Source organism: Rhodoferax sp. (assembly GCF_030646845.1).
In the GTDB taxonomy this organism is placed as follows: domain Bacteria; phylum Pseudomonadota; class Gammaproteobacteria; order Burkholderiales; family Burkholderiaceae_C; genus Rhodoferax.
In genome coordinates, this window is sequence record NZ_JAUSLE010000050.1 from 104,784 (window position 1) to 117,400 (window position 12,617).

The 12,617-nt window shown below is 60.1% G+C and carries 13 protein-coding genes and 2 pseudogenes; 3 read left to right on the forward strand and 12 right to left on the reverse strand.

Features of this window, described 5'->3' with window-relative positions:
• Positions 1 to 11: 11 nt before the first annotated feature.
• The 5 genes and pseudogenes from Q7T10_RS11920 to Q7T10_RS11940 all read right to left on the reverse strand — a co-directional run.
• Positions 12 to 1,271 (reverse strand): annotated as a pseudogene (locus Q7T10_RS11920) (RNA polymerase sigma factor); the annotation flags it as partial.
• 9 nt (positions 1,272 to 1,280) lie between these two features.
• Positions 1,281 to 1,691, reverse strand: a complete 411-nt coding sequence (locus Q7T10_RS11925) for a VOC family protein (RefSeq protein WP_304748433.1) — start codon at positions 1,689 to 1,691, stop codon at positions 1,281 to 1,283.
• A gap of 42 nt (positions 1,692 to 1,733) precedes the next feature.
• Positions 1,734 to 2,156, reverse strand: a complete 423-nt coding sequence (locus Q7T10_RS11930) for a YciI family protein (RefSeq protein ID WP_304748434.1) — start codon at positions 2,154 to 2,156, stop codon at positions 1,734 to 1,736.
• Between the two features lie 18 nt (positions 2,157 to 2,174).
• Positions 2,175 to 2,615, reverse strand: a complete 441-nt coding sequence (locus tag Q7T10_RS11935) for a VOC family protein (protein ID WP_304748435.1) — start codon at positions 2,613 to 2,615, stop codon at positions 2,175 to 2,177.
• Between the two features lie 143 nt (positions 2,616 to 2,758).
• Complete coding sequence (locus Q7T10_RS11940) at positions 2,759 to 3,127, reverse strand: YciI family protein (protein ID WP_304748437.1); 369 nt, start codon at positions 3,125 to 3,127, stop codon at positions 2,759 to 2,761.
• A gap of 222 nt (positions 3,128 to 3,349) precedes the next feature.
• Between Q7T10_RS11940 and Q7T10_RS11945 the strand changes: the two genes are divergently transcribed.
• The 3 genes from Q7T10_RS11945 to Q7T10_RS11955 are packed head-to-tail and all read left to right on the forward strand — an operon-like array spanning position 3,350 to position 6,869.
• Positions 3,350 to 4,312, forward strand: coding sequence for a MoxR family ATPase (locus tag Q7T10_RS11945; protein WP_304748439.1), 963 nt, complete (start codon positions 3,350 to 3,352; stop codon positions 4,310 to 4,312).
• A gap of 8 nt (positions 4,313 to 4,320) precedes the next feature.
• Positions 4,321 to 5,487 carry a DUF58 domain-containing protein gene (locus Q7T10_RS11950; protein WP_304748441.1) on the forward strand — a complete coding sequence of 389 codons (1,167 nt, stop codon included), beginning with the start codon at positions 4,321 to 4,323 and terminating at the stop codon, positions 5,485 to 5,487.
• Positions 5,484 to 6,869 (forward strand): DUF3488 domain-containing protein, encoded by a 1,386-nt coding sequence (locus tag Q7T10_RS11955; RefSeq protein WP_304748443.1) that lies wholly within the window; start codon positions 5,484 to 5,486, stop codon positions 6,867 to 6,869. Before Q7T10_RS11950 ends, Q7T10_RS11955 begins: the two co-directional genes overlap by 4 nt.
• Before the next feature lie 67 nt (positions 6,870 to 6,936).
• On the opposite strand, the gene Q7T10_RS11960 is transcribed toward Q7T10_RS11955, so the two are convergent.
• From Q7T10_RS11960 to Q7T10_RS11990, 7 genes and pseudogenes are all read right to left on the reverse strand, one after another.
• Positions 6,937 to 7,344: a hypothetical protein gene (locus Q7T10_RS11960; RefSeq protein ID WP_304748445.1), complete on the reverse strand. Its 408-nt coding sequence runs from the start codon at positions 7,342 to 7,344 to the stop codon at positions 6,937 to 6,939.
• On the reverse strand, positions 7,328 to 7,951 hold the full coding sequence (locus tag Q7T10_RS11965; RefSeq protein WP_304748446.1) for a transcriptional regulator: 624 nt from the start codon (positions 7,949 to 7,951) through the stop codon (positions 7,328 to 7,330). Before Q7T10_RS11965 ends, Q7T10_RS11960 begins: the two co-directional genes overlap by 17 nt.
• Positions 7,952 to 8,133: 182 nt before the next feature.
• A complete protein-coding gene (locus tag Q7T10_RS11970) occupies positions 8,134 to 8,871 on the reverse strand; it encodes a zf-TFIIB domain-containing protein (protein WP_304748448.1) in 738 nt (245 codons plus the stop codon).
• A 194-nt stretch (positions 8,872 to 9,065) separates the two neighbouring features.
• Positions 9,066 to 9,605: a DUF924 family protein gene (locus Q7T10_RS11975; protein ID WP_304748450.1), complete on the reverse strand. Its 540-nt coding sequence runs from the start codon at positions 9,603 to 9,605 to the stop codon at positions 9,066 to 9,068.
• A 64-nt stretch (positions 9,606 to 9,669) separates the two neighbouring features.
• Complete coding sequence (locus Q7T10_RS11980; RefSeq protein WP_304748451.1) at positions 9,670 to 10,539, reverse strand: GIY-YIG nuclease family protein; 870 nt, start codon at positions 10,537 to 10,539, stop codon at positions 9,670 to 9,672.
• A 5-nt stretch (positions 10,540 to 10,544) separates the two neighbouring features.
• On the reverse strand, positions 10,545 to 12,248 hold the full coding sequence (locus Q7T10_RS11985; RefSeq protein WP_304748453.1) for an AIPR family protein: 1,704 nt from the start codon (positions 12,246 to 12,248) through the stop codon (positions 10,545 to 10,547).
• Positions 12,249 to 12,617, reverse strand: a pseudogene (locus tag Q7T10_RS11990) (hypothetical protein); the annotation flags it as partial.

A 12,617-nucleotide genomic window follows, 5' to 3' on the forward strand; every position in this document is an offset into this window, starting at 1 on the left:
CCGTCCTGCTCCTGTGCCCGCTGCACCAGCAAGGCACGCTCTTTTTCGTTCCCCGCCAGCGCCGCAGCCCGGCACAGCGCTGCCCGTGCTTCATCCCGCTGTCCCAGTTTATGCAGCAGATCACCGTGCACCGCATGCAGCAGGTGATAGCGCTGAAAAGTCTTGTCTTGCAGCAAGGTTTCGACAATGGCAAGAGCTGCAACTGGGCCTTCGTGCATGGACACGGCCACCGCGCGGTTGAGCTCAACCACGGGTGAGGGTGCCACACGCGAGAGCCTGGCGTAGAGCGCGGCGATGCGCGCCCAGTCGGTGTCTTCGGCGGTCGGCGCGCGGGCATGGCAGGCGGCAATAGTGGCTTGAAGCTGGTAACTACCCGGTGATTGCCCCAGACTTTGGGCGCGATCCAGCGCGGCCAGGCCACGGCGGATCAACAGCTGATCCCAGCGCGCGCGGTTCTGCTGATTGAGCAGCACCGGGTTGCCTTGCGCGTCGGTGCGTGCCGCCGTGCGCGAGGCCTGTATTTCCATCAAGGCGACCAGGCCATGCGCCTCGGCCTGCTGCGGCACCAGTTCGGCCAACATGCGGCCCAGGCGCAGGGCCTCAAAGGAGAGTTCAGGGCGCATCCAGTCGCAGCCGCTGGTGGCGGTGTAACCCTCGTTGAACACCAGGTAGACCACCTCGAGCACCGAGCCCAGACGTGCGGTCAGTTGCTCGCCGCGCGGCACCTCGAAAGGCACGTTCGCGTCGGCCAGCGAGCGTTTGGCGCGCACGATGCGCTGCGCGATGGTGCTCTCGGGCACCAGATAGGCGCGCGCGATTTCGTGCGTGGTGAGGCCGCCGAGCAGTTTGAGCGTCAGCGCCACCCGCGCGTCGCGGACAAGCACCGGGTGGCAGGCGGTGAAGATCAGGCGCAGCAGGTCGTCGCCGATGGCCGCGTGCTCGCGGGCCGTGTCCAGCGCGTCGGTGAAGTCGGGCACCACATGGGCCTCCATCGCTTCGAGGCCGCTGGCGATATCGCCATGCCGCGCGTGGGCCATCTGGCGGTGGCGCAGCCAGTCCAGCGCGCGGTTTTTCGCCGTGGTCATGAGCCAGGCACCGGGGTTGTTCGGCACGCCGTCCCGGGGCCAGTGTTCCAGCGCGGCTACCAGCGCGTCCTGCGCCAGTTCTTCGGCCACGCCGAGGTCGCGCACACGCCGCGCCACGGCAGCGACGATGTGCGCTGACTCGATGCGCCAAACGGCGGCAATGGTGTCGTGGACGGCGGAATGCACGCGCCGCTTTTACATCTGCGCGGGCGCTGCCGCTTCGTCCATCCAGAACACCTCCCACTGGTGGCCGTCCAGGTCGGCAAAGCCGTGCTGGTACATGAAACCGTGGTCCTGCGGCGCATTTGGCGTGGTGGCACCGGCGGCCACGGCCTTGCGCACCACTTCTTCAGCCTCGGCACGGCTGCCAACCGACAGCGCCAGAATGACTTCGGTGGCCTTGTGGGCATCGCTGATGGGCTTTTTGGTGAAGCCCTGAAAGAAGGGTTCGACCAGCAGCATCGCGTAGAAATTTTCACCAATTTCCAGGCAGGCACCCTGGGCGTTGGTGAAGCGCTGGTTAAACGTGAGGCCCAAGGCCTTGAAGAAGGCCTGTGAACGGGCCATGTCTTTGATGGCCAAGTTGACGAAGATCTGTTGGAACACGATACGTTCTCCTGGTTGGTTGATAGGTTGCGTGCGGGGTGATCAGGCTTTCTGGTTGGTCTCCATCTGCTTGAACTTGTCCAGCGCCTGGCTGGGCGGAAACTCGTCGAGTTCGATGAGCTGGCGCAGCTCGATCACCGCCTCCATGCCATGCCCGGCCGGGTTGGGAAAACGCCGGCTCCATTCCAGCGCTTCTTCGCGGTTGCGCACCTGGATCAGGGTGTAACCGGCGATGAGTTCCTTGGCTTCAGCAAACGGACCGTCCACGATGCGTTTGCCCTCGGGGCCATAGTGCACGCGCCAGCCGGTGCGGCTGGGGTGCAGGCCGCTGCCGTCAAGCAGCACGCCGGCGCGCATCAGTTCCTCGTGGTAGGCAGCCATCTCGGCCATCAGTTCCTCGGGCGCCGCTGGTGAGAGCTCGGCCTCGAAGGCGGGGCAGGACTTGACGATGATCATGAATCGCATGGCGCTTCTCCTTGTGGCTCAGGTCTTGCAGGCCGGCGGCGCCATGTCTGGCTCGATCATGCTGTTGCGGTTGCCTTCGGTGTCCACAAAGGACACGTATTCGCCCACGCCAGGAATCGCCATGGGTTCGCCCATCACCTCACCGCCCGCCGCCTTGACGCGCTGCATGGCCGCGCGGATGTCTTCGACGCCGATCACCACCGACGGGTGCTGCATCGGCCAGTCTGGCTTGAAGGGGAACAGGCCGCCGTTGATCGCGCCCAGCGCCGCTTCTGGCGGCATCGGTGGGCGAGCGCCGGGTGGTGCAGTGCTGACCAGCAGGTAGTCGCCCATCTCGGGGCCGAGCATCTGGTGGGTCCAGCCGAAGGTGGCGGCATAAAAGCGCGCTGCGCGCTCGCGGTCCTTGTAGGGCATTTCAAAATGCACGACGGCACACATGGGGACGGTGGTGGTGGTCATAGACGTCTCCTCAACGGTTGACTCGGGCGGCGGCGGGTTTGCCGTGCCTCGCGTGAAGCCGTTTCAGTGGCTTCTGTGGGTACGACGAAACAGCTTGGGCGTTTTCGACAGCACCCGTCTAGGTGCAAACCCTAGTGGTCAGATCAAGCCCGGCTCTCGTCGAAACAGGGCGCGAGTGAGCGCACCTCGACCGTGGCCCATTCGGCCGCCGGACATTGCTGGGCGATGGCTACCGCCTCGCTTTTGGTGGCGCATTCGATCAGGAAAAAACCGCCCACCATTTCCTTGGCTTCGGAAAAGGGTCCGTCCAGCACACGGCTGTGGCCGTCCGACAGACTCACCCGCACCGCGCTGGCTTGCGAGGCCAGCGACTCCACCGCCAGCAGTTTGCCTTGCTTGCGCAGGCCTTCGCCGAAATTTTGCATTCGGGCGTACACCTCACGGCCCTGCGCTTCGGTGCGAGTGGCGCGCTGGGCCGGTGGCTCGATGATCAGGAGCATGTAGGTGGACATGACGGACCTTTCGCGGTGCAACGGGTGCCATCCTACACAGCACAGGCGTTTTGTGTGCGTGGTTTGGAATTGCTTTGGCCGGTGTGCGCTCCAGAAGCCTGGCCACTACCGCTTCAGGCGAAGACGTTGCAGCCGTGCAACGGTCGTCAGCCAGCAGGTTTCATAACCTGAGATGACGGTCTCCCGACCACTAGAATTCCCCAAAACAAGGGAGACAGACAATTGAGCCAATCACAAGTGCCCGCCTGGTCCGTGAAAGACTCGGCGCACCTCGCGCAAGCGATCGTGCAAAACGTGGAACAAGTTCTGGAGGGCAAACACCAACAGGTTGAGCTCGCTCTGGCGGCGATTGTTGCCGGGGGCCATTTGCTGATCGAAGACGTTCCTGGCCTGGGTAAAACCATGCTGGCGCGTGCCCTGGCGGTTTCAGTTGGCCTGTCATTCAAGCGTATCCAGTTCACCGCTGACCTGATGCCCTCGGACATCGTGGGCGGGCCGGTCTACAACCCCAAAGACGGAAGTTTTGTCCTGCGCCCAGGGCCGGTGTTTGCAAACATTGTGCTGGCCGATGAGATCAACCGCGCCAACCCCAGGGCCCAGTCGGCCCTGCTGGAATGCATGGAAGAAGGGCAGATCACGCTCGACGGCCAGACCATTCCGTTGCCGGCGCCGTTTGCCGTACTGGCCACGCAAAACCCCATCGACATGGCCGGCACCTACCCGCTGCCCGAGGCGCAGCTTGACCGCTTTCTCATTCGCCTGTCCCTGGGCTACCCGGACGCGGCGACCGAAGCCGGCCTGATAACCACGCAGCAGTTCTCCCACCCGATCAGCCGTTTGCATTCGGTTTGCGAATCGGGCCAGTTCGCGCGATTGGTGGCTGGTGCGCGCGAGGTCATCATCACGCCCGAGGTGGCGGGCTTCATGGCGTCCATCGTGGCGGCAACGCGAAAGCATCCGGCCATCCGGTTCGGTGCCAGCCCACGCGGTACCCTGGGCCTTGCCCGCATGGCGCGTGCGCTGAGCTGCATTCGCGGGCTCTCCTATGTTGACCCCGCGGTTGTGCGGGAGGTTGCCGTGCCGGTGCTGGCGCATCGGATCATCGTTCAGACCCAGGGTGCCCAGCCAAAACCCGCCGCCGCACTGATTCAGGATATCCTGCTGTCTCAGCGCACGCCGCAGTAGGCTCAGGGATGGAACGCTGGCTGTCCAAGTCCCGGGTTCTGCTCGGTTTGTGCGGGGTACTGCTGATCGCAGCACTCAACCGTCAGGACCCCATGGTGTATGGGATGTTTCTGTTCCTCGCGGTGGTGAGTCTCCTGGGCTTCGTCCTGCCCTGGCTTTCACTGCGATCCATGACGGTGCGCCTGGAATCCGCCGGGGACATGGAATTCATGGAGGGCACCGGCTGCAACCTGAACATACTTGTCGAGCGCAAGGCACCCTGGCCCGCGTTCATGGTGGCCATTGAGACCGAGTGGGAGTGGGTCTCACACCGCATTGTGTTGAGCCAGACGGTGCCCGTCATTCGGGCCGGTCGCACGCCAGACCTGGGCCGCCTGGTTCAGTTTCCCTGCCGGGGTCACTACGAACTGATTGCCGTGCGGCTTTCAAGCGGGTTCCCGCTGGGTCTGGTCCGCGCCCATCACACCATGTCACGACCCCAGATTCACCTGCGCGTTCTGCCCCACGCGCAGCCTGTGCGCTGGCCGCTGCCCTGGGATGTCGCCGAGGACCCCTTGGGCGAGCTGACAACGCGCAGGATGGGCCAGTCGTTTGAGCTGGGCATGCTGCGCCCTTATCAACACGGTGAATCTGTTGGCCGGGTGAGCTGGCGTGCGTCCGCCCGCGCGGGCGAGCTGGTGATTCAGCATTTCCAGCAAAGTGGTTCCGTCCGGCTGCGTGTGGTTGTGGAGGTGCCGCGCGAGCCATCGCTGGGAGACCCCGACAGTGCGGGTGAACAGACTATTCGCCTGGCTGCAGGTGTCTGTGATGCGGCGCTCGGCAACGGGGTGCAATTGTTTGTGTACCTGGAGCCGAATGCAGCGCCGTTGCGAGAGCGCGCCGCCATCCACCGCGCACTGGCCGAGGCAGTGCCCTCGGGGGCCGGGCTCTTTCCGGCCATCGCCCGGGTTGCCGGCGAGACGGCAGCGGGCGAGCAGGTTGCCGTGGTGGTGAGCGGCTCCTGCCCCGCGGATGAGCTTGTCGTGTCATTGTCCGGGCTCGCTTCACAAGGCTGCAGGGTCATGGTCTGCATCGCCCTTGGGCGCCGGGCCGCATCCCCGGACATGGCACAGGCGCGCACGCTGCAGCGGGCGCTTGAGCAAGCTGGTTTTGCCACCTTCATGGAGGCCCCATGACGACGACGCGGACCGTACCCGTGCCGGTTGACCCGGCGCCCCCACTGAACAGCCGGGCCGTGGTCGCGCTGACCGGCATGAGCTACTTCTTTGTCGCGCTGGGATTTTCTTACCTCGACCGGCGTTTCAGCTCATTTGGCCTGGAGGGCTTCTTGTGGCTCACCTGGGCCGTGCTGGGGTTTGGTGCCGGCACCCTGCATGCAGGCAAGCCTGCGGCGTCCGGGCAGACCCAGTGGGTCGTGCTCGGTTTGCTGGGTTTCGTTCTTGCCGTGTTCCCGGGCCTTGCCATCTACAACCTGCTTCGATGGACTTGCTTGACCCTGATGATCGTCATCGGGGCCCGCGCGGCGATTCTCAGAACACGGCGCGATTTCTATCTGACCCTCACCGTCATTTTTGTCGTGAGCTTCATGGTCGGCACGCATGGCAATGCAGACTGGACCTTGTGGTTCTATCTGGGCCCGGCCTGGGTATTTGGCGGACTCGCCCTGGCCTGGGAACATGCGGCCGGTGTGCGCCTGTCCCGCTGGACCAAGATGGCGATGACCTTGGGATTTGTTGGGGTGTCGTTTTTGCTGACGGTGGTGCTGTTCTTCTTTGCGCCACGGCCGCCGATTCTTGGTTTTGGCTTTCTGCCTCCTGGCACCGATACGCCGGGCCTCTTTCAACAGCCCGCGGGTGAGGGCAGTGGCAGACAAGCCAAGGGCAACAGTGGTTCATCGGGATCGGGATCGGGAACAGGCGCAGGGCAGGGGAGCGCACCGCAGCCAGGCGAGTGGGCGCAAAAGTGGGGCGCCATGCTCAAGAGCATGCGCCAGGCCACCGCGGACCGTTTCATTCCGCAATGGCAGCGCAGCTTGATGGAGAAGTTGCTCAATTCGGCGCAATCACTTCTCGGGATGCTGACGGGGCGGTCGGCAGAATCGGAGAGCGCGCCGGCCGAGGGGGAGCTGACTCAAGAACAGTCTGAGAGTTTCCTCTTCAGAGTGAACTGGCTGTGGGTTCTGGTTGCATTGTTGGCGGGCTACTTTCTCTGGCGTCGCAGATATCGCATTGGCCTGGGCATTGCACTGGGGTGTTCATGGCTGTTGGCTGCGCAATTCCCGGCGCAGTCCATGCGTGTGTCCGCTCAGGCCATGAAATGGTGTCTGCACATTCAGGGCCACAAGAGAAGCCCGGGCCAGTCGGTGCGTGAGCACTGGCTGGCTGCCGCCGGCATTGCCCCGCTGGCCAATAAATGGCTCGGGTACGCGGTTCAGATCTATTGTGAAACCCGATTTGGCGCCGTGTCAGCCAGCCAGCAGCGTGCGCTCAACATGCGCAGGGCCGTTCAAGGTGCGTGCGACATCCTGATTGGATTTGCGCCAGAGTTGAAGAAGTGAAGAAATACGTGCGTTTGCAGGGAAGAAAACAATGAACGACGACCTACCAAAGGGGTTGAAGATCACTTCATTTGCCTAGCGCATCAGCAACGGCTTGCGTGGCAGCGATCAAGTCTTTGACCAGGCGTTCATCCACATCGAGCAAGCCTTCGTACTCGCCGAGGTTGCGTGTGTTGTGACACTTGTCCAGTACCCGCCAAACCTCGGGCCCCAAACCCAGCGTGTGCGGCAGCACCTGAAACACGATGTACCGATTGCCGGGGCGATAGCCCATGCGGCGCAGTGCCGCCAGGCTCAAAGAGTGTGCCGCGTTGTAGGCCAGGTCAAACTGGCTTTCAAGCGCCAGCGTTGCGTTGCGCGCGTCTTTGAGCCGCGCAGTACCGCTGCGTAGCAAGCCTGCAAGTTCGTTTGCGTCTGGTGCTTCTTTTTGCAGCTGTTTGCCCGGGCCGCACAGGTTGTCAAGTGGGTTGGACATGGAGTTGCTCCTCATTTCCTATGAGCCATATTTTGGGTTGCTGCAGCACGCGAGTGACAAACGCGTTGTCCTGGCTGATGCGCTTGGCTATTTCAGCCGGCGTGTACAGCGTGGGGTTGACCTTGCGGCCCAGCGTGGTGGCTGCGCCCTCAAGTGCGCCGAATACGTCGGCATAACCCAGGCCCGCGCTCACGATCATCACGTCAATGTCGCTGTGGGCCGTGTCCTGCTGCTTGGCCACAGAGCCGTAAACAAACGCCATGTCAATTTGCGGCGCCAGCGGTGCCAAGGCCAACCGCAGTACGTCGGCCAGCCCCATGGTCTTGAGCACCAGCCCGCGCAGCTCCGCAAACACGGGTGCGCTGGCATTGGCCTGGTAGTGCTTTTGATTGCCTTGTTTGGTGACCGTGAGCAAACCCGCCTCAGACAGTGCCGCCAGTTCACGCTGCACGGCGCCGGTGCCCGACTGCGCCAGCGCAATCACCTCGTTGGCGTAAAAACTGCGGCCCGGGTTGCCGAACAACACCGCCAGCACGCGCTGCCGCCCTTTGGGAAAGAGGGCGTCCGCGAGGCTGGTTGCTTTCTCGTGTTCGGTTGGAATACCCATAATGGGGTTTATCATACCCTAAATGGGGTTTTTGTCGTATTGAGTTGCTGGCCACGGTGCAAAGGTTCTGGTGGTATGCGCCATTGTTTATACGTTTTATGCCTCTAGCCCCCGTGGAATAAGCGCATGCAGCTATAAAAAGCGTAGCAATTCAAGCCCTCTGGATTGGGGCCGCGTTGGGGTTAGTTCAGCACGCTGGCGACCAGGGCAAGGCCTATTGACCACAGGTCTATGTCGGCTGACGCGTCGCTGGTAAAGAGATTGTTGCGTTGGGCTTTTTGCTCGCGTAGCGCGTGCTGGCGGTCGCGCTCCAGCATGACCAGCGCGTCGGCGACATCCGGCGCATGGGCGCTGACCGTTGTGGACTTGACGGCATGGGCATAGCCTTGCAGGGCTTTCTCTACCGCCTTGGGGTCCAGCAACGACAGGGCAGAGCGGCAGTGCGGGCAGGCGTGGTCTTTTCTAAGGTCCACCGGCGCACCGCAACTGCTGCAATGGATCACGGTCACCCGCTTGGCAATGTCGTCAATCTCGGGTTGGGTCAGCAAACGCACAAACCCCTTTTCAATCATGAACGACGAAAACGCGCTGAAGCGCCCGTGGCCTTGTGCGCACCGGTAGGTGATGTAACGCCCGCTGCGCACCACGTCAAAGCCCTGCGTCAAGGCGCCGGTACAGCGCGGGCATTGCATCTTTGCTGCCAACGGCTGGTGGGCCGCCCCCCGTTGTTCATGCAACAGCCTGAACAGATCGGCCACCGCTGCGGGCAACAGCTTCAAGTTCTCTTGCGGGTCAATCCACATGCCCTGGCATTGGAAGCACAGGTCCAGCTCGACGGCTTTGCCGTGGTTGCCGGGCAATGCGTGCATCTGCATGGCAGTACGGCACGATGGGCAGGGGGTGGAAGGTGATGTGACCATGTGGACGACAGCGGTTGAAGATAGACGCTATCGTAAAGCGGTTGGCGCGGGCCGATTCGGTTCAGACGCACGGGCATGTGCGGGGCAAGAATGCTGGAGCGGCCAGGGCCTGGAAGTTTTGGTTAGATTCGCCTCTGGCCCACGTGGAATATGCGCAAGCAGCTACTAAAAGCGTAGCAATTACAAGGCGGAAACTAGAACGAAGACCCCGGCTCGCTCAGGAACGCCAGCTCTTCTGCGCTGGAGGTCCGACCCAGAATCGCGTTGCGGTGGGGGTAGCGGCCAAAGCGGTCGATGATGGCCTTGTGGCGCAGCTCGAAGTTCAGGTTGTCCTGTATGCCCAGCTGCGTAAACAGCGCTACCGCCTGCGTATGCACCAGCGCGGATTCGCTGTGCATGTAGGGCATGTAGGCAAACGTGCGCTGCGCCAGCGGCAGGCTGCGGTCCTGCCCGCTGGCCACAAGCTCTTGCGCCAGCACCAGCGCCAGCGCGTCCTGCGCAAAGGCGCGCGGCGTGTCGCGGTAGACGTTGCGCGAGAACTGGTCCAGCACCAATATCTCTGCGAAACGTCCTTGGGGAGTAGTGCGCCACGCAAACAGCTCACACCGTGCAGCGGCCTCCAGCGTGTCGCCAAAGCGGGCACGGATGGCGTCGTCCAGCGCGGCGTCTTTGACGAAGTGCTGATTGGGGGTCAGCTCTTCAAACCAAAAATCGAGAATGACTTGGGGTTGCATCAACGAATTATGCCGACAGCCCTCGTGGGATGGGCGCAGGCAGTTGCCAAAAAAATAGCGGAAGTCAGGCGGTCGGCGCCACCGTTTGCCGCTTCAACTCATCCAGTGTCTTGCCCTGCGGGCTCTTCCACTCCACCCAGCCGTTGGCCGAGCGACCCATGAGCGCCATGGCGGCCATGCTGGGGCTTGGGAACAGATGGTCCCGGGTGAAGACTAGCATTCCATCGTTCAAGGCCGTGACGCCGTCGGTCTGCAGTTGTTCGCGAATGCGCACGTTGGATGTGCCCTGAATGGACGCCACATTCTCCACGCGCCCGCGTGAGCCTTTTAGCACCACAAAGCCTTCGCTCGTGTATTCGCCCACACCGTCGGCGCCCGAGCCTCGGCAATAGAACAGTTCCAACTCACCCCGTGCCGTGGGCGCGTTCGTCAGCGGCTCAAAAATCGGCTGGCCCAATGTCGCCAGCAGGGTGGCCGCCGTTTCGTGAATCTCATGGCAATCCGCCTCCAGCGGCGCGGGCGTGTGGGGCCGCGCGCCGGTGTTGCCGTTCTCCAGGCTGTAGCGCCCGGCTTGGGTGGCCTGTTGAATGGCAAACCACTCTAAAAACAGCGCGTGCGTTTGCGTCATGCTGTTGGTCAACGAGATCACCACCAGCGCCCGGTTCCAGAAGTCCTTGTTCTGGTTGTGCTGCACCAGCCGGTTGCCGACGCTGCCGGACTGGCCGATGTACACACGCGGCAAGCCGGCTTCAGACAGCTCGCCCATCAAAAAGTACACGCCCACCTGCAGCGCCTCAGGCGTCTTGACGAACTCGGCCAGTTGACTGCGCGGCACTTCGATCACGCGAACAATGCGCGTCGTGATCTCGGCCACGCGCATGCCGCGCGGATCACCGGCGGGGAGGAAGATTTGGATGGTTTGGGGGCGGGGCATTGACTTCACAACATGGCAGTCAAGTATTCCGAGAACTTTTGAGATTTGACTATGTTGATGATGTTCTCGCCAGTTTCATTCGCATACTTTAGGAGGATGCTATGCGCCGTTGAAAACGCTGTTTGAAGTCGTTCTGTGGTCAATTGTTCAATATCTACGGATTCAATGTCTGCATGCGCATAGTCTTTTGAGCCAATCAACTGAGCTGCTGCAATCCTAGCGATGTGGAAGCTCAAATTCCTTGCCAACCCACGTTCCTCAGGATGGACGCTTGCGGAGACAAACGCTCTTACTTTCTGAACAATGAGCACTGACTTCAAGAAACTACCAAATGGTTTTTTATGATCAAAAATTGCGTTGTACGAAACGTCGCTTTTGATAATTGTTGTGGGGTTTCGTCTTGCGGTTGCTGGATCAAAAAACAAAATTGATCGAATAGCCTGTGCCATATCTTGGATAGTGAATATCCTGTTCGCAGGTTTGCCCTGATTCTTGTAGTAGCCCTTACGCCGGTCATAAAAATACCCTTGCGTCAGGCAGTAGTCCTCAATGTCTCGCTGCACCGGATCCGTCGCACGTAGAAGAACGGGTTGAACCGGATTCTGGAAGTTAGAAGCATTAATTATTTTGTCGACGACGGCCTTGTCCGTTGATCGAATGACCTTCACTAAAACAGTTCGTGGGTCTTCTTTTGTGATGGTGTCACGTTGTTCAAAAATTGAAAATGAAGTCTGCAAGCCATTGATCACAGCGACGTTCTCAAGGTGAAGCGCTTTTGGCAATTGCGCTACTTTTTCGGCGATTATTGTGATGCCATTGTTGAACCACCAAAAATCGCTGTCCTTATCATCTCTAATAGTTTCGCCGATTTTCTTATTGACATCCACTTCCCCAAGGAAGTGTCGAATGTTTGACTCAAAAATTGATTCACGAACTCGCCCAGTAGCGGGATCAGAAATGAAATTGAGGTAATGCCATAGCCTGACGACACCGACATAACCGTACTTTTCTTTAGTGAGGCTGATAGAAGTCGGATCCATTTCAAAAATCAATTCTAGACTTTGGATAGGTTGCTGTTGATACAGCTCCATCAGTTCGGCAGAGCTAAGTAGGTTCACCGTGATCGGACAGTTCTTGACCAAAGTTTGCGTCAAGGCGAGAAACTGACTTTTCTTCGCCGTAATTACTCCATTTACTTCTGACGTCTCAGCACGCGTGCAGTAATAGAAGTCAATTGATAACGAAGCATGTTTCTTTATCGACTCGATCCACACGGCTCTGAATAGCTCGACCTTTTCCACAAGGCTACTGTTGAACACTTTTAGAAGGTCATCAGCACTCTTGCCTAAATCACATACTACCGGCCAACTTGTAATCCACGAATTGAATGTGGCTTCTTTAAACTTGGGTGCGGTTTTTGACTGGACTACCAGTACTTGTACAGAGGAGGCCGATGTGACCTTTATCTCATCCAGATCCTCTTTTGTCGTTACGCATTGATCGTTTACCAGAATCAAAAAACAATCAATGCCACCATCATTGCCGCCATCGGTAATGGCATCTTCAATTTCCGTAAACGTGGTCTCGGATTGTTTCGTGAGTTGCAGTGCACAGAAATACTCAAACTGCTCGTCCGCCGCAACATGTGCAAATCCATTGTCATTCGCAAATTGATCGCGACACGCATCCAATAGAACCTGATTAGCCATTTATTTTCTACTCCCTGAAATGACGGTTATCAGCAATTTATGTAGTTTTTGCTTCCCCCAACTATCCTTCAACCCCACGGCGTAGTTAAACACCCGCCTCCCAGCCGTGTGATCCGCCCTATCCGCCACAAAGTAGCCATGCCGCTCAAACTGAAACTTGTCATCCGCCTGCGCGCTGGCCAGTGACGGCTCCACAAACCCCGTCACCACTTTCAGGCTGTCGGGGTCCAGGCTTTCGATGAAGTCTTTGCCGCCCGCGTCCAGTTGGACCGAGGCAGCGAGACAATGCATCAGGCCACTTTCTTCAGCGACAGTTTTACGGTGTATCCCAGTTGCGCGGCAACGTTCACCAATGCATCCAGTGTGAAT

What these genes read in the sequence shown, in the direction of transcription:
- Q7T10_RS11965 (WP_304748446.1), bottom strand. Translation starts at nt 7,951, where the DNA reads ATGGGTATTCCAACCGAACACGAGAAAGCAACCAGCCTCGCGGACGCC.
- Q7T10_RS11980 (WP_304748451.1), bottom strand. Translation starts at nt 10,539, where the DNA reads ATGCCCCGCCCCCAAACCATCCAAATCTTCCTCCCCGCCGGTGATCCG.
- Q7T10_RS11970 (WP_304748448.1), bottom strand. Translation starts at nt 8,871, where the DNA reads ATGGTCACATCACCTTCCACCCCCTGCCCATCGTGCCGTACTGCCATG.
- Q7T10_RS11955 (WP_304748443.1), top strand. Translation starts at nt 5,484, where the DNA reads ATGACGACGACGCGGACCGTACCCGTGCCGGTTGACCCGGCGCCCCCA.
- Q7T10_RS11940 (WP_304748437.1), bottom strand. Translation starts at nt 3,127, where the DNA reads ATGTCCACCTACATGCTCCTGATCATCGAGCCACCGGCCCAGCGCGCC.
- Q7T10_RS11930 (WP_304748434.1), bottom strand. Translation starts at nt 2,156, where the DNA reads ATGCGATTCATGATCATCGTCAAGTCCTGCCCCGCCTTCGAGGCCGAG.
- Q7T10_RS11950 (WP_304748441.1), top strand. Translation starts at nt 4,321, where the DNA reads ATGGAACGCTGGCTGTCCAAGTCCCGGGTTCTGCTCGGTTTGTGCGGG.
- Q7T10_RS11985 (WP_304748453.1), bottom strand. Translation starts at nt 12,248, where the DNA reads ATGGCTAATCAGGTTCTATTGGATGCGTGTCGCGATCAATTTGCGAAT.
- Q7T10_RS11975 (WP_304748450.1), bottom strand. Translation starts at nt 9,605, where the DNA reads ATGCAACCCCAAGTCATTCTCGATTTTTGGTTTGAAGAGCTGACCCCC.
- Q7T10_RS11960 (WP_304748445.1), bottom strand. Translation starts at nt 7,344, where the DNA reads ATGTCCAACCCACTTGACAACCTGTGCGGCCCGGGCAAACAGCTGCAA.
- Q7T10_RS11935 (WP_304748435.1), bottom strand. Translation starts at nt 2,615, where the DNA reads ATGACCACCACCACCGTCCCCATGTGTGCCGTCGTGCATTTTGAAATG.